This is a genomic window from Henriciella barbarensis (assembly GCF_003576345.1).
Taxonomy (GTDB): domain Bacteria; phylum Pseudomonadota; class Alphaproteobacteria; order Caulobacterales; family Hyphomonadaceae; genus Henriciella; species Henriciella barbarensis.
The window spans coordinates 36,897-54,288 of the sequence record NZ_QWGB01000009.1; the positions used below are offsets into that span (position 1 = coordinate 36,897).

The window sequence follows — 17,392 nt, forward strand, 5'->3', positions numbered from 1 at the left end:
TCCCCCTCCTGTTCGCGCGGGGGGAAGTAAGTCGGATGCCGCCTAGTGGCCGCTGCCAAACGCGCCGGTGCGGACCGAATAATCTACGGCGACAGCATAGTCCGGGTCATCATCGCTATCGACCATGAGCTGGCCGGCCCGTTTCAGGAGCTTGTGGCAGTCACGTGAGAGGTGGCGCAGGCGCAGCGTCTTGCCGTGCGCTTCATACTTGGCGGCAAGATCCTCAATAGCCTGAAGGGCCGACTGGTCTACGATCCGGGACCGCATGAAGTCGACGATAACGACTTCCGGATCGGTCTCTGGGTGGAACAGCTCTGCAAAGCCTTCGGTGGAGCCGAAGAAGAGCGGGCCTTCGATCTCATAGACATGGGCGCCGGGCGTGCGCACGCTATCGCGTTCGATGATCCGGATGCGGCGCGCATTGTTCCACGCATAGGCGAGCGCAGAGACGATGACGCCAACGATGACGGCGGTGGCAAGATCATAGGCAACGGTGACGCCTGTCACCAGCACGATGACGAGCGCATCGGTCAGCGGAATTCGGGTCATGATGCGCAGGCTGTTCCACGCAAAGGTGCCGATAACGACCATGAACATGACGCCGACAAGGGCGGCGAGGGGGATCTGCTCAATCAGGGCAGAGCCCACAAGGATAAAGGCGAGCAGGAAGAGCGCTGCCGAGAGGCCGGAGAGGCGCGTGCGGCCACCTGATTTCACATTTATCATCGACTGGCCGATCATGGCGCAGCCGCCCATGCCGCCGAAGAAGCCGGTGACGAGGTTTGCAGCGCCTTGGGCCACGCACTCCTGGCTGGCGCCGCCGCGCTTATTGGTCATCTCGCCGACAAGGTTGAGCGTCAGCAGGCTTTCGATCAGGCCGATCGCTGCGAGGATCACCGCATAAGGGAGGATGATCTCGAACGTCTCCCAGGTCAGCGGGACCATCGGAATGTGGAAGCTTGGCAGCCCGCCTTCGACGGAGGCGAGGTCGCCGACGCGGGGTACGTCGAGACCGAAAACAATCACGACCGCCGCGACAATTGCGATGCCTGCAAGCGGGGCAGGGATCGCCTTGGTGAGTTTTGGCAGGCCCCAGATGATTACCATCGTGAGAGCCACCAGAAGCAGCATCAGGATCAGCGGCCAGCCGCTCAACCATTCGCCGCCGGACATGCCATGGCCGGAAACTTCAGCCGTGCCCGGCACCTGGAACTGGGTTAGCTGGGCAAGGAAGATGACGATAGCGAGGCCATTCACGAAGCCAAGCATGACGGGATGAGGTACAAGCCGGATGAACTTGCCGAGCTTGAAGATGCCGGCCGCAAGCTGGAGAATACCCATGAGAACGACAGTCGCGAAAAGGTACTCAACGCCGTGCTGAGCTACGAGCGAGACCATGACGACGGCGAGCGCGCCGGTCGCGCCGGAGATCATACCTGGACGTCCGCCAATGGCAGCCGTGATCAGGCCAACGATGAAGGCGGCATAGAGCCCCACCAGAGGATCAACGCCGGCGACGAAAGCGAAGGCCACCGCTTCAGGTACCAGGGCAAGCGCCACTGTCAGACCAGCCAGAAGCTCAATCCTGATCCGGTTTGGCGTGAACTTCGAAAGATTGGCTTGCGAAAGATTCTGTGCGCCGAGGCGATCTGCGAAAGCAGCGAATGGAGATTTGCTTGTCACGGGCTTGCTCAGTCTGTTGGCGTTAAACGTCAGGCGCCCGTATGACGGGCTTTATGTTGCGGTGCAACACATAGGCCGCCATCGGAGCTGACTCTTATGCGGCGTTCTGCCTAGCTAGACGAGATGATGCCGCCGTCACACGGAATGGTGTGGCCAGAGATATAGGCGCCGGCGCGCGAAGACAGGAACATGGCGAGGCCTGCAATGTCCTGCGGGGTGCCGACGCGGCCGGACGGGTTTCCTTTGGCGACCGAGTCCCAGTCGACGCCTTCGGTCTTGCCGCCGAAACCGACACCGGTCGACAGCATCCAGGTCGGGAAGGGCCCCGGCGCGATGCCGTTGACGAGGATATGTTCACCCACATGCTGGGAGGCCATGAAGCGCGTCAGGTGGATGACGGCTGCCTTCGACGTGCCATAGGCATAGCCGCTGAAGGGCGAGGTATGCATGCCGTCGATCGACGCGATGTTGATGACGCGGGCCGGGTCATCCGCGCTGGCGGACTTGCGCAGCAGTGGCATGAGCTTCTGGAACAGGAAGAAGATGCCCTTGACGTTGACGTCCATCACCTTGTCCCAGCCGCTTTCCGGGAATTCTTCCAGCGTGGCGCCCCAGGCGACGCCTGCATTGTTGATCAGGACGTCGACCTTGTCCTCACGCTTGGCGATTTCATCGGCGAGGTGCTGGATGCCCACCATCTGGCCGACGTCTGACGGGATGGCATAGATCTCACCGCCATACTGGTCTTTCAGGCGTTTGACCGTTTCTTCGCAGGCATCGGCCTTGCGCGAAGAGATGATGACCTTGGCGCCATTGGCGAGATAGCCTGCCGCCAGCATCTCACCGATCCCGCGTGAGCCACCTGTGATGACGACCGTTTTGCCCTTTACCGAAAAGAGATTGCTGAAATCATTGCTCATGGCGTGTCCTCCGCTTCGTTTGCTTCATGCGGTTTGGAGGAGGCATGCCGCGCTGGCAAGGGCAGTGGGCGTCAGTTGCCCGAGAAGAGCCGTGAAAGTGCTCGCTGGATTTCATAGTCATAAGACAGCAGCGACCCGACCTCATCCCTGAGGGCGGCTTTGCGTATGCTCGCCATCAAATGAACACCCAAAAGATAGGCCTTTCCGTCCAGCTCAACGCGAGGCGTAATGACGTCGATGGGTTCTGCTGCTTCGACGGGGTAAAGGGGCGCGGCAAGAACAAAGTTGCCAGTGTCGATCCCGGGGTATTGAAGAATCACGATGGGCGGGCGCCCATCGCCAACGTCGAAAACGGCAAGGTGCTGCATGTTTCAGAACGCTCTTAAGCCGTCCGACCAGAGGCCTTCGCGTTCGACAAGCTTATTCCAGCTCTCGATGGCTTCGCGGTTTTCCTCCGAGAAGCGCTTCATGCGCTCAGTTTTGACGGCGCGCTCGACAGCATTGTGTGCGATTTCGACCACGTCCAAATCAAGCTGATCAACTTCCATTTGCGTTTCGCGCGACATTTTCACGGTAACGCGTATGTCTGCGCTCATCGTGGATCGGTAGGGTGCCGCGCTCTCGGCAACCCCGCGCATTGATCTGTTGTCGAATTTGCCGAACATCTGCCCGACCTTTTCGACAGTTAACGCCCTTAGGCTGGCAGTTTCACCGTTTGCAAAGCGTGTAAGGGTAGACTCGGCGACGCCTGCTCGCCTCGCCACTTCCGAGAGTGTCAGCAACTCCCTCTCGCGGATTTTATTGAGCCACGCTCGAACTTGGTTTGCATTCGTCATTTGCGAGATTATGCAACAATTGCATAATCTCGCAAATGAAAATCTAGGGTCAGCCCGGCGAGATCATCTTGGACGGGTCGACGATGGCGTCGAAATCGTCTTCCGGGATGCCGTCTTTGATGGCTTCTTCTTTTAGCGTGGTGCCGTTCTTGTGGGCGTTCTTGGCGATGGCCGCAGCGCGGTCATAGCCGTACTTTTCCTTGAGCGGGGTCACCAGCATCAGCGAGTTTTTCAGGCCGCGCTCGATATTGTCGAGGCGTGGCTCAATGCCGACGACGCAGTTCTCGGTGAAGGATACGGCTGCGTCTGCCAGAAGGCGAACCGACTGGAGGAAGTTGTAGGCCATCATCGGGTTGAAGACATTCAGCTCAAAATGGCCCTGGCTACCGGCAAAGCCGATGGCAGCATTGTTGCCGTGGATATGCGCGCAGACCTGCGTGATGGCCTCACACTGTGTCGGGTTCACCTTGCCCGGCATGATGGAGCTGCCCGGCTCATTCTCTGGCAGGGCAAGCTCGCCAAGGCCGGAACGTGGACCCGAGCCGAGGAAGCGGATATCGTTCGCGATCTTGAAGCAGGACATAGCGACCGTGCTGATCGCCCCATGCGTGAAGACCATCGCGTCATGGGCCGCGAGTGCTTCGAACTTGTTCGGCGCGGTGCGGAAATTGAGGCCGGTGATCTGTGCGATCTTGTCGGCGACCATGGTGTCGAAGCCTTTCGGGGAGGCGAGACCTGTGCCGACAGCGGTGCCGCCCTGCGCCAGTTCCATCAGCTTTGGCAGCGTCATTTCGATACGCTCAATGCCATTGGCGAGTTGCTGGGCGTAGCCGGAGAATTCCTGACCGAGCGTGACAGGGGTCGCATCCTGCGTATGGGTGCGGCCGATCTTGATGATATCTGCCCACGCCTTCGCCTTGTCGTTCAGCGCATTGTGAAGCTGCTGCAGCGCCGGGATGAGGCGGTGGGTGACTTCCTCGGCGCAGGCGATGTGCATGGCGGTTGGGAAGGTGTCGTTCGAGGACTGCGACATGTTGCAATGGTCGTTCGGGTGGACGGGAGACTTGGTGCCCATCTCGCCGCCAAGGATCTCGATTGCGCGGTTTGAGATCACTTCATTGGCATTCATGTTGGACTGGGTGCCCGAGCCGGTCTGCCAGACGACGAGCGGAAAGTGCTCATCGAGCTTGCCTTCGATAACTTCGTCGGCGGCCTGAACGATGGCCTTGCCCAGTTTTTCATCCAGCTTGCCGAGCGCCATGTTCGTTTCGGCGGCGGCCTTTTTCACGATGCCGAGGGCGCGGACGATCGGGGCCGGCTGTTTTTCCCAACCGATCTTGAAGTTGCCGAGGCTGCGTTCTGCCTGCGCGCCCCAATATTTGTCGCCGGGAACCTCGACAGGTCCCATCGTGTCGCTTTCGGTACGTGGTTTCGGCTGCTTGTCGCCAAAGATGCCCATCGGGTCGGCTCCTGTTCGTGTGTCAGTTGAATAGTCGAGTCCCGGGCGCTTTAGCATGGCCGCCGAGAAGCGCAAAAGCGCGTTTGCGCCCGCGTGTCGCAGCGCCCGCACTTGTCGCCCGGCCTGCCGCCCTATCTATGAAGACATGAGACGCGGAGGGGTATCCGATGGTTGAGACAGGCAAGGTACTTGAAGGCAAGCCGCCGCACGCGCCGGATGGGCACCCGAGTGTGACGCAGGGCAAGGTTGGCCTGTTGCTGGTCAATCTCGGTACGCCTGACGGCACGGACTACAAGTCGGTACGCCGCTATCTTTCAGAGTTCCTCTCCGACCCGCGGATCATCGAGGTAAGCCCACTGATCTGGCAGCCGATCCTGCAGGGACCGATCCTGACATTCCGGCCGAAGAAGTCCGGCGAGGCATACAAGAAGATCTGGACCGATGAGGGCTCTCCGCTTCTGGTCTATACGAAGCGTCAGGCCGAGATGTTGAATGCGCGCATCGGTAGTGAGCGATTGGTAGTCGATTTCGCGATGACCTATGGCAATCCCTCCATCGCCTCGAAGATCGAAGCACTGAAGGCGAAGGGCTGTGACCGGATCGCTGTCGTGGCGCTGTATCCGCAATATTCGGCGACGACGTCCGCCAGCGTCTACGACCGCAGCTTTGACGCGTTGAAGGACATGCGATGGCAACCAGCCGTCCGTACGGCTGCGCCATTCCATGACCACCCGGCTTACATCGAGGCGCTGGCCGCTTCTGTTTCCGAGCATATCGCGAGCCTCGACTTCGAGCCTGAACGCGTGCTGATGAGCTATCACGGCATCCCGAAGGCTTATTTCGAGAAGGGCGATCCGTATCATTGCCACTGTCACAAGACGACGCGGCTTGTCTCCGAAAAGCTTGGCTGGGCGGACGGATTTGCGATGACCACCTTTCAGAGCCGTTTCGGGCCGACCGAATGGTTGCAGCCCTATACCGACAAGACGCTGGAGGCACTGCCGGAGCAGGGCGTGAAGAAGGTGGTTGCTGTCTCGCCAGCCTTCATCTCCGACTGTCTTGAGACGCTGGAAGAGATCGCCATGGAGGGGCGCGACAGCTTTATGGAAGCAGGCGGGACGCATTTCTCGGTTGCGCCGTGCCTGAATGATTCCGATCGGGCGATTGACCTGCTCGAAACACTGGCCGCGCGCGAACTCGCGGGCTGGATCTAGCGCGCAAAGGTAAAGGGCGCGCCTTTCGACGCGCCCTCTCTTAGTCGTCCGAACCAGACGCCTAGAAAGACTTGCGGATGCGTGCGCCGTAGAAGGTTGGCGTGCCCGCAATGAAGGTCGGGATGCCGAAGCCGTCGCCGGTATTGCCTGCATCGATGATATAGTCTTCGCCGGTGAGGTTGTTGACGTAAGCTTCGATGCCAAAGCCGTTCTCAAGGTCGAGCTGGACGTTGAGGTTCACAAGGCCATAGGAGTCCTGGCTGATCAGGTCACGCTCGGTGTTGTCGAAGTAGACCTGCGACTGCCAAGTGTAGCTCGGCACGAGGCTGAGCGTGCCGAAGCCTGCATCCATCAGGAAGATACGGGCCGCGAGGCTGGCCTTGTGATCTGGCGACAGGCGCAGCTTGTTGCCGCCGAATGGGGCACCTGGCTCATCGTCGAAGCGGGCGTGGTTGTAGCCATAGCTTGCGATGATGTTGAGGGCGTCGGAGAGGTACCAGTTAGCCTGCGCCTCGAAACCTTCAGCCGTCGCGTCGCCGGCATTGATCGGTTCGATCAGGCCCTGTGCGTTGATCTGCGTCGACTGGAAGTTGTTGTACTCATAATAGAAGGCGGAGGCTTCGAGACTAAGATCGCCGCCGAGAAGCGAGCTTTTCGCGCCGACTTCATAGGCGTCGACGATCTCTGCGTCGAGGATGGCAAAGCCTGCGGCTGGTGCTGATGCCGACGCCGTGATGACTTTCGGGCGGCGGCCACGGGCATAGTTGGCGAAGAGGTTGACCGTATCGGTCAGTTCAAACTTCGCAGCTGCACGCCAGGTGAGGTCATCAAAGGTCTCACTGCGCGAGATGCGCCCGCCAGATGGCTGGACGAAGAGGCCGGCACCGGTCACGGCGCTTGGCCCGTTCAGGAGTTCGACGAGCAGGCCGCTCTCCTTGTCTTCAGTTGTGTAGCGAAGGCCGCCGGTCAGCTGGAGGCGGTCCGTCACGTCGACCGTGGCGTCAGCGAAGACCTCAAAGGCCTGCGTTTCGCCGTCATTGACGAAGCGCTCATTGTGGATCGGTTTCAGCGGGACCAGAACCGTGCCGCCTGACTGCTGGAAGACCGTCAGGTTGATACCCGGCAGTGCATCGACCGGTGGCGCGAGCGGCGGGGTCAGGAAGCCGCCGAGCAGGGCCTGAACAGCCCGCTCATCAAAGGTGAGCGGGACGTTCTGTTCGCCGGTCTCGTCGAAATAGCTCGCCCCGATGAAGCCGCGGATGCGACCGCCTGCGTCATAGTTGGTGCGGAATTCCTGGCTGAATTGCTCACCCGAGGCGTCTTCACCGAAGATAAGGAGCTCAAGACCGAAACCGTCCGGATCGAACACTTCAAGGCTGTCGAACTCGCGGTAGCCAGTGATCGAGGAGAGCGAAATGCTGTCAGAAACCTGCCAGTCGCCGAGAAGCGTGACGCTGGTAACGTCGCGCTCAAGGCCGAGAGGTTTGCCGCCGAGGAAGTTGCCAAATGTGTTGAGGTTGGCTGGATCCCATGGTTCCGAAGAACCAGTCGGGCTGGGCAGGAAGGCCTTGGACTTGAAGCTCGTGCCAGATGGGCTGTCTTCCTGATAGTTGGCGATGAGGTCGAAGCGCAGGTCTGCGCTGGGCGTGAAGGCGAGCGAAGCGCGCACAGCCGACATGTCCTGACTGTTGAAGTCTTCCTCGGCTGGATTGACGCTTTCGACATAGCCGTCGCGCTCACGCAGGCGGCCCGCGATGCGGAAGGCGAGGGTGTCTTCGATGATCGGGCCGGTGACGAAGCCGTCGAGATAGACCTCATCATAGTTGCCGATACCGGCAGTTGCCTGACCGGAGAATTCGAATTCCGGCTTGGCCTGGATGACGTTTACGCCGCCGATCAGGGCGCCGCGACCGAACAGGGTTGGTTGCGGGCCCTTGGCGACCTCGACGCGTTCAAGGTCGAAGAGTTCAACAACGGAGCCGCGCGAACGGGAGATCGAGACACCGTCCTGGAAGATAGCGATGCGTGGTTCGATGTTCGATTCGCCGCTATCGGAGGTGATGCCGCGGATGACGAAGCCTGGATTGTTCGGGCTCTGCTCCTGGACCTCAAAGCCGGGCACGAACCGGGCAACATCAGAGAACTCATCGAGGCCCAGATCATCAAGAAGTTCGCTGTCGACGGCCGAGACGGCCACCGGAACATCGCGCAAGTTTTCCGCGCGCTTCTGGACGGTAACCGTCACCGTCGTCTGGCGCAGCTCATCTTCGCCGGCGTCCTGCGCGAGGGCAGGGGCGGCAATCGTCGCGGCGAGGGCTAATGTCGTCGTTGAAAGAAGGAAGTTTTTCATGGGAGGCTCCGCTTGCAGTGTTCTGCTGGCGTGCCTCCTATGCGCGCATTGCAACAGTCGTGAGACGGTTTGACTGATACCGCCTCAAATATGGGCGATGTTGTTAATCGGTCACGTTCGCCGGTGCTCTCAACGCATGAGGGCGATGACCTTCTGCTCCGTGTCTGTTCTGCAAACTGTGCAGTTGCGACCCTCTTTCTTGGCTTCATACAAAGCGCGGTCTGCTTCGCTGAGCGCATGGCGGAGCGGCGTATTGGCGGTGAATGACGTGACACCGAAGCTGGCCGAAACAGACAGGCCGGGCGCAATGTTCTCAAAAGCAGCCACATCTATGATACGGCGAAGTCTTTCGGTGACTGCATAAGCCTGCTCCGAGGTAACGCCGGACAGGAGGATCGCGAACTCTTCGCCGCCCCAGCGGGCCAGCGCGTCGAGAGGGCGGCGTAAAACCCCGCCTGCCAGCCCGGCGACCGTTTTCAGAACTTCGTCGCCTGCTGCGTGGCCAAAATTGTCATTGATCGATTTGAACCAGTCGAGGTCAAACAGAATGATTGCGGCGGTTTCGCCTGATCGCGCCATCCGCGCGCGTTCTTTTTCCGCAAGACGCTCAAAAGTTCGGCGGTTCATGATGCCGGTGAGGGCGTCGGTCGCGGCCAGTTCCTGAAGTTTTTCCTGATGCGCGGCGATTTCAACCTCGCGCAAATAGTGAATGATGCCAGCCGGAATGGCGATCGCGCACGAAATGAAGAGCGCGGTCGCAATGAACAGGGCGCCATTGTGGTGCAGGCCGAATGCAACCGTGATCGACGCGCTGACGGTGGCAAGCGTAATGGCTGTGCCGCTGACCAGAATGGGAAGGCGGGTCGGTTTTTGTTGGACGAAGTCCGATATAAGAGAAGCAAATCTATGCATGCGTGGCTTGTCGCATGACAAGGATGACGGTCTCTCTCTCAATCCTGTTTAATTTCATACATCACGTGCAAAACGAAAAACGGGCATAAGCGCGTTTCGGGTGGTGGCGCGTGATGCAGTGGCGCTCTAGGTGTCAGCGTATGGACAACTGGATCAAGTCTGGAAAAGTGCGCGCGCGGATCACTGACGAAGGTGCGCTAGAGGTGCGTTGCTTTGGCCTCACGACGCAGGCGAAATACTACAAGCCTCTGCTGAGAGAGTTCTTTCGCAAGGACTTTACCCGCTTGCGTCCAGGCCATGGTGATTATGCGGTCCATATCGTGATGGAATATACAGGCGATCCGCCCTGGATGGATCTCGACAATCTGGCAAAAGCGTTGCTCGACAGTGTATCGGGCAACGCTTTCGCGGATGATCATCAGGTCGCACGCCTTCTGGTCGAGCGCCGGGTGGGGGATCGGGAAGGCATATATATGCGCGTCGAAGCGATGGATTGAGGGGCCGCGCATGGCGGTCCTTGATCGGTCCTAGTTCGCGGCGTTTGCCGTATCGACGGCCATCAGGAAGTCAGACGGTAGCTGACGGCCGAGCGGACTGATCGACGCCATCATGTTCGCAGCTGTCGTGTCGAACTCGCGATAGTCGCAGGTCAGCTCCACGCCTGCCGGGATGTCGAACAGCGCGTAGCCCGCATCAATCGAGGAGAAGTCGGTGTTTGGCTGCTCGCTATGGTTCATATAGCGGCCCTCATCGCCGTCCAGAATACAGACCTGGCGGTCATATGGTGGGATATAGGTGTAGCGCTTCAGGAAGTCTGAAAGACGTTCATCAGCGTCGGTAAAGCTGTCGAGGGAAATCATCCGGTCGACGCGCGGGTCGAAGCGCCAGATTAGCTGACCGCGACTAATTGGCTCGCGGGAAAAAACACCCAGACCTTCAATGTCAGAGGCAGCAAGATAGCAGGGGACCAGCATCATTGACTGGCAAGCTCCTGAAAGGCCGGGTCGCCGCCCGGGAACGGAATCAGGGTTTTGCCCGCGCTGGCGTCGCGCAATTGCTGTAAATGCCCGCTGCGGGGCAAATATCAAGTTAAATTATAGAGTGGTTTGAGCGCCGACAGAGAGGCGTTTAGAACCGCTTGAAGGGGCGGGGGGAAGCGGTTGCTGTCGCCGTCGCCACAAGCTTTCCGTCGGGGTCAAAACACCGGGCCTCGGAGAAGCAGACCGACTTACCAAGCTTGAGGATTTTGGCCTCGACCTTCGCCCGACCAATAAAGAGGGGAGCCAGGTAGGAGACCTTCATTTCAAGCGTCGGCGCCGTCATCGTCACGTTCGAGGCGATAATGATGTTGGTCGAAATGGCTTCGTCCAGCATTGCCGCAATAAAGCCGCCCTGAATGGCGCCGGTTGGATTGGCGAAGCTTTCGTGCGCGACAAAGTTCACGACAACGCGCATCTCGTCCTGATGAACTTCAGCGAGGTCCATACCCAGCGTGTCAGAACAGGCGGGGCGCTTTTTCGAGTTGCGAAAGCGCGCAAGCATGTCGGCGTCGCTGAGGCGCGGCTTTTCAGTCTGGTCAGCCAATACTTATTTCCGGCGGAAGGCGTCGATGCTGACGACCGTTGAACCGCTACCGTCGCCCGACGCTTTCGCTGCAGGCTCTGGTTCTTCCTTTATTGCTTCAGCCGGTGTTTCGCTGGCCGGGCTGATGATCTCAGGTTCGCCCTTCGTCAATTCTTTCTCGAATGACAGGCCAAAGTTTACGGCCGGATCGACGAACCGGGTCATGGCTGCATATGGAATCGAGAGGTGCTGCGGCACGCCGCTGAATTTCAGGATCAGTTCGAAATGGCTATCATGCACTTCGAGGTCCCAGAACTGATGCTGGATGACAATCGTCATTTCATCAGGGAAACGCTCAATCAGTTGGTCCGCCATCTTCACGCCAGGCGCTTTCGTGCGGAAGGTGATATAGAAGTGATGTTCACCCGGTGCCGCGCCGTTCTCTGCAGTCTGGCGAAGAGTTTGCCTCACAACGCCGCGCATTGCGGCCTGGGTCAGCGCTTCATAGCCGATATAGTCGGTCATCCAAAAATCCTCTCAAGGTTTCCGTTTGTACCGGTAACAACGGCCGGTTCAACATGCTTCATCCATGAGGCGAAGCGCCAAGCAGCGTTTCGCCCGTACTCTTGATGACGATTGCGTCACAAACGAGGCAGGGTCAGGCATGCCGAACCAGAGCCTTTCAACTGCGCTAGTTGCTTGGTTCGCCTTCTGTGGCAGGCGTTTCATCTTTCCGGCGCGTATTCGTGACAGCCGTTATCAGACCAAGCCCGCCGAGAATGACGGCACCGATAGCCACCCACTGACCGGGGACGCCGAGCGCAACTGCCGCCCAGATAAGCCCGCCAAGGAAGATGATGAAGCCGATAGTATAGATCGCGAATGAGGACATCTGTTCTCTCCTTTAGATGAGAGCCAAACGCGGCTTGGCGTGCTCGCGTTCCAAATGGGCGCCGGGATGCATTCTAAAGGGGGGGAGGTGGAGGCTTCTGTTGCCAGGCGCCTCCGGGCCCCGCCTAAGGCGCTGAAGCCCTAGGAGTTAAGTTCGGTAAACCGAGCGCAGACTAGGCTGCGAGCAGTTCGCCTTCAGCAAAGTTGTCATTTGCAACTATTGTTGAGTGAGCTTCTAACGGAGCTCATCCGGGCGAAGGCATCGTCTTTACACGTCCGTCGATCCTGTTTCGCCCCCAAAGCCGTCCCGCTGAAGGATGGGAATTGGTGGAGGCGCCGGGTACCGCCCCCGGGTCCGAACCGCTTATTGCACGCGCGTTTATCGCCATAGTCCCCGAGAGGACGAATTGAATATAGGCCGCGATCCGCGCCGATGAAAGGGGTCAGAGTGTGATCCGCAAATCGGAGATGGAGCTTGCGATAGACTGATAGGCATCCTGAAGCTGCTGGCCATTCTCTGGACGGAAGAAAAATTCCGATCCGCTGGAGCAGTACTGGAGCACCTCGCGGCCCGCTTCCGGGGCCTGAAAGGCGACCGAATAGATGCGTATGCCCGCAGCTTTGGCTTGATCGCAGAGCTGCTTTGCCTGCCAGGTGGAATTTCCATTGGAGCTGTCTCCAACCGTGTTGAAAGCCCCGTCCGTCATCAAGATGAGAGCCTTGGCGCTATCTGGTTCATCATAGGAGAGTGGCGCTGCGCTTTCAGGAAACACGGTGCTCCATGCAGGCGAAATCATGTACCAGCCCCAGGCGACGCCGAGATGGCCGGCCGTGTTCCCTTCAGCGCCCAGCGCCGTGATATAATCGTAGAGCGGCTGGCGCGAACTTGTCAGGGCGAGCGGCTCGGCATCGCCGCAATCATTCCGGCGATAGACGTCTGCTTTCACTATGTACTGGCCGGGGCCAGGGGCAGCGCCGGTAAACGCCTGACCCCCTTCGCGCTCAAACACGCAGGTCGAGTCGTAATGGTAAGTGTACCAGTGGCCATTGTGATAATAGTTGACGCTTTGCGAGCTAGAGCTGCCCGTTGCGGCCTCGAAATAATCGCCCGCATTGAAGGCCCCATTATAGGCGACCATGGAAATGCGAATGTCGTCTTCGTGGCCGGGTTTTGGTTCTTCGACCAGCAACGTATCTACAGCGTCGCGGGCGGCAATCTTGAGGTCGGCGATACGTTGGCCGTCCATGGAGCCGGATACGTCGAAAACGAAGGAGACATCGACCTTGCCGATGCCGTAAGTGGTCGCTGTTTCGACGTCGAACTCAAACGTGTCGATATCCGCTATTTTCGCCAGAAAGGTTTCCATCGTGCAGCGGGTCGTCGCTTCCACGTCGGTTTCATCGATGACAACGACGGGGAGCGTGCAGGTCAACGGAAAGGGACCGTTTGAGATGAGCGCGCTGAAATAGGTGCGCACGGTCTGCTGGACCTCGAGTTTGGTTGCGCCTTCCTGATAGGCGCGTGTCCCTGCGATAACGGCCGAATCGATGCTGCTCTGGGCTTTGGACTTGTTGGTGGTCAGCACCTGGAAGTCGACCGCGAAACCCGCGATCAGGGCAATCGGAAACAGCGACAGCGCGAACAGGATGGCCATCTGGCCATCACTGTTTCGCTGATAAGCGCTATTTCGAAACATTCTGCCCATGTCGCCAGTTCTGGATCATCAGGACTTTCGGCACGCTTCATTTCCGCCGTGAAATTGAAGCGCGCTGGGCAGGCCGTGATTAACCTAGAGCCCTGGACCTAGTACTTGATGCGGAGGTCCGAGATCGATGTGGCGATCGACTGGTAGCTCGCGCTCAGTTCAGCACCATTGGACGCCTTGAACGCGTGCTCACCGCTTGATGCGCAGTAGTTCAGCACATCTTCGCCCGCGGGCGGCGCCTGGAACGCAATCGTGAAGATCACGACGTTCTCTTCCTTGATGCTGTCGCAAAGTGCGCGGGCCTGTTCGGTCGAGTTGCCCTGGCTGCCATAGAGGTGGGAGTTGAACTCACCGTCCGTCATGATGATCATTGCTTTGGTTGTATCGGGCTCGTCATAAGACAGAGGCTCGGCGCTATTGTCGAAAACGTCCGACCATTCCGGTGAGATCAGATACCAACCCCAGGCGATGCCCTGATGACCAGCCGTGCCGCCATTAGCATAGAGGCTCTGGATATAGAGCTGGATCTGGGTGGCATTGTCGCTGAGCTCGAACGGTTTGACGCTCAGACAGTCATCGCCAACCACGTTCCAGGAATTGCGATAGGAGTCGTATTCGGCATACGCCGTCGACAGGTAGCCGGACGAGTTCGTGCCGTCTGTCGTGGCCCGGCGCTGACCGGCTGGCAGCGTATCGATGAGGTCGGGTGTAGAGCGCTGCGTTGGTTGATGCTCGTCGAACCGGAAATCGCCATCGCGCTCATAGACGCATGTGGAGTTGACGGACTTCGTGGCTGTCAGTTCCCGCTCTACATCACGGCACTGGTTTATCCAGCTGAGGCAATAACGGCCGATCGCGAACCGGCAGACCCATTCACACTCTTCGGCCTGTCCCGTGTAACTCGCCGTGTATGTGCGGTTCTTGGTAAGGCCGGTGACTTCTTCAAAGTACTGGCCCGCATCGATCATGCCATTATAGGCGACCATCGCGATACGCACGTCGCCATCACTGGATGAGCCCGGAAGTGGGAGGAGCGTGGTCGCCGCATCAGCTGCAGCGAGCTTCAGCGAAGCCAGACGGCCGTGCGAATTCATCGATCCGGAGATGTCGAACACAAAGGCCACATCGAGCTTGCCGACGCCATAGGTCGCCGTCGATGTTACGTTGAATTCAAGCTGCGAGCGGCCAACAATACCGCTCATGGCGGTGTCCTGAAAACACCGGACGTCGGCCCGAATTTCTTCGTCTGCCGGATAACTGATCACGACCGGCTCGCAATTCAGGCCCGCATTATTGGCGACAAGTGAGTCAAAATACGTCTCTGCATGCGTGCGCCCGTTTTCCTGCGAGTTGGACGACTGAAGCATCCGGGCCCCAGCTAGTACGGCTGAATCCAATGATTGTTGCACCCTGCTTTTCTTGCTGAAGGCGATCTGTGAATCGAGTGTCAGACCTACGACAGCGAGGATAGGGAGTATCGCGAATGCCCAGATCACCGCGACATTGCCGCGTTTGTTCGTGAACAGATTTCTCAGACGGGTCGTCAGCATATGCTCTCATCCAGGTCGAAGCGGGTCGATCAATAGACGGTTGTACTCTCGTGATCTTAGGATGCCGCTTCACCGATCCCGTTCTTTTAATGTGCACAGGTAAGCTTGCATTAAGATCTGAAAGCCGCCGCGCGCTGTGCGGCTGAAGCCTGCTCAGTCTGAAAAGTGCGCAGAGTCTCTGGACTCACGCTGGCGAGTCGTCATTGCTTACGGCATGCGCCAGTATCTCGACCTGTTATCCGATGTTCTTGAAAACGGTGTTGCGCGCGGTGATCGCACCGGCACCGGCACGCTGGGCGTATTCGGTCGTCAGCTACGATTTGACCTCGCAGACAGCTTCCCATTGCTGACCACCAAGAAGCTGCATCTGCGCTCGATCATCATTGAGCTTCTCTGGTTCCTGAAGGGTGATACCAATATCAAGTACCTCAAGGACAATGGGGTCTCGATCTGGGATGAATGGGCCGACGAGAACGGTGACCTTGGCCCCGTCTATGGCAAGCAGTGGCGCTCGTGGGCGGCCCCGGACGGGCGCACCATCGACCAGATCGAATGGGTGCTGAACGAGATCCGCTGCAATCCGAATTCGCGCCGGCTTGTCGTTTCGGCGTGGAATCCGGCGGACGTCAACGAGATGGCCTTGCCGCCGTGCCACTGCCTGTTCCAGTTCCATGTCGCTGACGGCAAGCTCAACTGCCAGCTCTACCAGCGCTCGGCCGACATCTTCCTCGGCGTTCCGTTCAACATCGCGTCCTATGCGCTGCTAACCATGATGATGGCGAGGGCCACAGGCCTGCAGCCGGGTGAGTTCGTCCACACGCTGGGCGATGCGCACCTTTACTCAAACCATGTCGAGCAAGCCAAGCTACAGCTGACGCGGGAACCTTTCGCCCCGCCAAAGATGCTTCTCAATCCCAACAAGACTGATCTCTATGGCTGGGAATATGAGGATTTCGAACTGGTCGGCTATCAGGCGCACAAGCATATCAAGGCGCCTGTAGCCGTCTGACCGAAGCTAGTCCCCAGTCTGCTGCCACGCCGTCCATGTGTCGGCGGCATACATCAGTGAAGGCCCACCGCCCATATAGACGCTGACCCCGAGCATCTCGGAAACTTCCTCATCGCTGGCGCCGAGCTTGCGGAGTGCCTGCGTGTGAAAGCCGATGCAGGCGTCACACTGCTTGGCCACGCCAATGGCGAGGGCAATCAGTTCCTTGGTCTTCTTGTCCAGCGCGCCGTCTGTCATGGCAGCTTTTGAAAGCCCGCCAAAAGCCTTCAGGACTTCGTCGCCATGATCACGAAGGCCGCCAATCCCGTCATTCACAGAAGATGTGATCGCTTTGTAGTCCTTGGGTCCGCCTGCCATGTGCTTGCTCCTTGTTGCTGGACTTCCAGCTTACATCGGATCACGCATGGCAGACGGCGATAAGGATAATTACTTGGGCGGCCCGTCTAGCGCGGCGCCATCCGGATAGACCCGTCGAGGCGGAAATTATGACCGTTGAGGTAGGTATTGCGGGCGATTTCCACCGCCAGCGAGCCAAACTCTTCGGGCTTGCCGAGGCGTTTGGGGAAAGGCACCGACGCGGCAAGGCTGTTCAGAACCTTCTCAGGCGCACCAAGCATCAGCGGGGTCGCGAAGATGCCCGGCATGATCGAGTTTACACGGATGCCGACATCCATCATGTCGCGCGCCATGGGAAGGACGAGCCCGTTCACGCCGGCCTTGCAAGACCCATAGATCACCTGACCGATTTGCGCGTCCTGCGCGGCGACGGATGCTGTCAGCGTAATCGAGCCACGCTCGCCGTCATCATTCAGAGGTTCAGAATTGGCCATGCCCTCTGCGGACATGGAGCCGATACGGTAGGATGAGACCAGGATACCTTGCGCGCCACGGTCGTACTGATCGGTAGGCGTGCGCTTATAGCTCATCGTTTCCTTGTCGAAGGAAAGCGTCTTGCCGCGGCCAGATGTCATGGCGCAGTGCACGGTGATGCGTTCCTGTCCATGCGCGTCGCGTGCCTTCGCAAAGCCGGCCTCGCAGGAAGCTTCGTCCAGAATGTTCACATTGCAGAAGACGCCGCCAATAGCTTTGGTGACTTCCTCGCCTTTCTCTTCCTGAATATCGAAAATGGCGACCTTCACGCCTTGCGCGGCCAGCGCTTCTGCAGTTGCGCGCCCCAGGCCAGATGCGCCGCCGGTCACGACAGCGGGTGTGTTGCTACCAAGTTTCATGAGGACCTCCCTTTGGTCTGACTGTTCTGGTCAAACCATAGCGAAGCAGGAGGCGGTGAAAACACTGTCG

18 protein-coding genes and 1 other RNA gene are annotated in these 17,392 nt (G+C 58.8%); 3 read left to right on the top strand and 16 right to left on the bottom strand.

The window, feature by feature from the left end; all coding sequences use genetic code 11:
• Positions 1 to 42: 42 nt before the first annotated feature.
• From D1224_RS13215 to fumC, 5 genes are all read right to left on the bottom strand, one after another.
• Entirely contained in the window at positions 43 to 1,683 is a 1,641-nt protein-coding gene (locus tag D1224_RS13215) for a SulP family inorganic anion transporter (RefSeq protein ID WP_119380429.1), read from the bottom strand.
• A gap of 110 nt (positions 1,684 to 1,793) precedes the next feature.
• Complete coding sequence (locus D1224_RS13220) at positions 1,794 to 2,603, bottom strand: SDR family oxidoreductase (RefSeq protein WP_119380430.1); 810 nt, start codon at positions 2,601 to 2,603, stop codon at positions 1,794 to 1,796.
• A 71-nt stretch (positions 2,604 to 2,674) separates the two neighbouring features.
• Positions 2,675 to 2,971, bottom strand: coding sequence for a CcdB family protein (locus tag D1224_RS13225; RefSeq protein WP_119380431.1), 297 nt, complete (start codon positions 2,969 to 2,971; stop codon positions 2,675 to 2,677).
• Positions 2,972 to 2,974: 3 nt separating this feature from the next.
• On the bottom strand, positions 2,975 to 3,385 hold the full coding sequence (locus tag D1224_RS13230; protein WP_182482296.1) for a type II toxin-antitoxin system CcdA family antitoxin: 411 nt from the start codon (positions 3,383 to 3,385) through the stop codon (positions 2,975 to 2,977).
• 103 nt (positions 3,386 to 3,488) lie between these two features.
• The gene (fumC, locus tag D1224_RS13235) at positions 3,489 to 4,898 is read right to left on the bottom strand and encodes a class II fumarate hydratase (protein WP_119380433.1); all 1,410 of its coding nucleotides are present in this window, start codon (positions 4,896 to 4,898) and stop codon (positions 3,489 to 3,491) included.
• A gap of 167 nt (positions 4,899 to 5,065) precedes the next feature.
• On the opposite strand from fumC, the gene hemH reads away from it, so the two are divergent.
• Positions 5,066 to 6,112: a ferrochelatase gene (hemH, locus tag D1224_RS13240; protein ID WP_119380434.1), complete on the top strand. Its 1,047-nt coding sequence runs from the start codon at positions 5,066 to 5,068 to the stop codon at positions 6,110 to 6,112.
• 61 nt (positions 6,113 to 6,173) lie between these two features.
• Here hemH and D1224_RS13245 read toward each other — a convergent pair whose 3' ends face one another.
• Together D1224_RS13245 and D1224_RS13250 are read right to left on the bottom strand one after the other, a co-directional pair.
• On the bottom strand, positions 6,174 to 8,462 hold the full coding sequence (locus D1224_RS13245) for a TonB-dependent receptor (protein WP_119380435.1): 2,289 nt from the start codon (positions 8,460 to 8,462) through the stop codon (positions 6,174 to 6,176).
• A gap of 129 nt (positions 8,463 to 8,591) precedes the next feature.
• Positions 8,592 to 9,374, bottom strand: coding sequence for a GGDEF domain-containing protein (locus D1224_RS13250; protein ID WP_119380436.1), 783 nt, complete (start codon positions 9,372 to 9,374; stop codon positions 8,592 to 8,594).
• 140 nt (positions 9,375 to 9,514) lie between these two features.
• Here D1224_RS13250 and D1224_RS13255 point away from each other — a divergent pair, with 140 nt between their 5' ends.
• Positions 9,515 to 9,871: a RusA family crossover junction endodeoxyribonuclease gene (locus D1224_RS13255; RefSeq protein ID WP_119380437.1), complete on the top strand. Its 357-nt coding sequence runs from the start codon at positions 9,515 to 9,517 to the stop codon at positions 9,869 to 9,871.
• 30 nt (positions 9,872 to 9,901) lie between these two features.
• On the opposite strand, the gene D1224_RS13260 is transcribed toward D1224_RS13255, so the two are convergent.
• The 7 genes from D1224_RS13260 to D1224_RS13290 form a co-directional block, all read right to left on the bottom strand.
• On the bottom strand, positions 9,902 to 10,351 hold the full coding sequence (locus D1224_RS13260; RefSeq protein WP_119380438.1) for an SET domain-containing protein: 450 nt from the start codon (positions 10,349 to 10,351) through the stop codon (positions 9,902 to 9,904).
• A gap of 151 nt (positions 10,352 to 10,502) precedes the next feature.
• Positions 10,503 to 10,958 carry a PaaI family thioesterase gene (locus D1224_RS13265; protein ID WP_119380439.1) on the bottom strand — a complete coding sequence of 152 codons (456 nt, stop codon included), beginning with the start codon at positions 10,956 to 10,958 and terminating at the stop codon, positions 10,503 to 10,505.
• Between the two features lie 3 nt (positions 10,959 to 10,961).
• A complete protein-coding gene (locus tag D1224_RS13270) occupies positions 10,962 to 11,462 on the bottom strand; it encodes an SspB family protein (protein ID WP_119380440.1) in 501 nt (166 codons plus the stop codon).
• Between the two features lie 166 nt (positions 11,463 to 11,628).
• A complete protein-coding gene (locus tag D1224_RS13275; protein ID WP_119380441.1) occupies positions 11,629 to 11,829 on the bottom strand; it encodes a hypothetical protein in 201 nt (66 codons plus the stop codon).
• Positions 11,830 to 11,915: 86 nt separating this feature from the next.
• Positions 11,916 to 12,271: a transfer-messenger RNA gene (gene ssrA / locus D1224_RS13280) on the bottom strand.
• The gene (locus D1224_RS13285; RefSeq protein ID WP_182482297.1) at positions 12,272 to 13,483 is read right to left on the bottom strand and encodes a pilus assembly protein TadG-related protein; all 1,212 of its coding nucleotides are present in this window, start codon (positions 13,481 to 13,483) and stop codon (positions 12,272 to 12,274) included.
• A gap of 149 nt (positions 13,484 to 13,632) precedes the next feature.
• Positions 13,633 to 15,084, bottom strand: coding sequence for a TadE/TadG family type IV pilus assembly protein (locus D1224_RS13290; protein WP_119380443.1), 1,452 nt, complete (start codon positions 15,082 to 15,084; stop codon positions 13,633 to 13,635).
• A 214-nt stretch (positions 15,085 to 15,298) separates the two neighbouring features.
• Between D1224_RS13290 and D1224_RS13295 the strand changes: the two genes are divergently transcribed.
• Positions 15,299 to 16,093 (top strand): thymidylate synthase, encoded by a 795-nt coding sequence (locus D1224_RS13295; protein WP_119380594.1) that lies wholly within the window; start codon positions 15,299 to 15,301, stop codon positions 16,091 to 16,093.
• Between the two features lie 6 nt (positions 16,094 to 16,099).
• On the opposite strand, the gene D1224_RS13300 is transcribed toward D1224_RS13295, so the two are convergent.
• Complete coding sequence (locus D1224_RS13300; RefSeq protein WP_119380444.1) at positions 16,100 to 16,450, bottom strand: carboxymuconolactone decarboxylase family protein; 351 nt, start codon at positions 16,448 to 16,450, stop codon at positions 16,100 to 16,102.
• 86 nt (positions 16,451 to 16,536) lie between these two features.
• Entirely contained in the window at positions 16,537 to 17,322 is a 786-nt protein-coding gene (locus D1224_RS13305; RefSeq protein WP_119380445.1) for an SDR family oxidoreductase, read from the bottom strand.
• Between the last annotated feature and the right edge of the window lie 70 nt (positions 17,323 to 17,392).

Bases quoted from the DNA above. Each gene is read 5' to 3' on its own strand.
- D1224_RS13220 (WP_119380430.1), bottom strand. From the start codon at position 2,603: ATGAGCAATGATTTCAGCAATCTCTTTTCGGTAAAGGGCAAAACGGTC.
- D1224_RS13225 (WP_119380431.1), bottom strand. From the start codon at position 2,971: ATGCAGCACCTTGCCGTTTTCGACGTTGGCGATGGGCGCCCGCCCATC.
- fumC (WP_119380433.1), bottom strand. From the start codon at position 4,898: ATGGGCATCTTTGGCGACAAGCAGCCGAAACCACGTACCGAAAGCGAC.
- hemH (WP_119380434.1), top strand. From the start codon at position 5,066: ATGGTTGAGACAGGCAAGGTACTTGAAGGCAAGCCGCCGCACGCGCCG.
- D1224_RS13245 (WP_119380435.1), bottom strand. From the start codon at position 8,462: ATGAAAAACTTCCTTCTTTCAACGACGACATTAGCCCTCGCCGCGACG.
- D1224_RS13250 (WP_119380436.1), bottom strand. From the start codon at position 9,374: ATGCATAGATTTGCTTCTCTTATATCGGACTTCGTCCAACAAAAACCG.
- D1224_RS13255 (WP_119380437.1), top strand. From the start codon at position 9,515: ATGGACAACTGGATCAAGTCTGGAAAAGTGCGCGCGCGGATCACTGAC.
- D1224_RS13260 (WP_119380438.1), bottom strand. From the start codon at position 10,351: ATGATGCTGGTCCCCTGCTATCTTGCTGCCTCTGACATTGAAGGTCTG.
- D1224_RS13270 (WP_119380440.1), bottom strand. From the start codon at position 11,462: ATGACCGACTATATCGGCTATGAAGCGCTGACCCAGGCCGCAATGCGC.
- D1224_RS13275 (WP_119380441.1), bottom strand. From the start codon at position 11,829: ATGTCCTCATTCGCGATCTATACTATCGGCTTCATCATCTTCCTTGGC.
- D1224_RS13285 (WP_182482297.1), bottom strand. From the start codon at position 13,483: ATGGCCATCCTGTTCGCGCTGTCGCTGTTTCCGATTGCCCTGATCGCG.
- D1224_RS13290 (WP_119380443.1), bottom strand. From the start codon at position 15,084: ATGCTGACGACCCGTCTGAGAAATCTGTTCACGAACAAACGCGGCAAT.
- D1224_RS13295 (WP_119380594.1), top strand. From the start codon at position 15,299: ATGCGCCAGTATCTCGACCTGTTATCCGATGTTCTTGAAAACGGTGTT.
- D1224_RS13300 (WP_119380444.1), bottom strand. From the start codon at position 16,450: ATGGCAGGCGGACCCAAGGACTACAAAGCGATCACATCTTCTGTGAAT.
- D1224_RS13305 (WP_119380445.1), bottom strand. From the start codon at position 17,322: ATGAAACTTGGTAGCAACACACCCGCTGTCGTGACCGGCGGCGCATCT.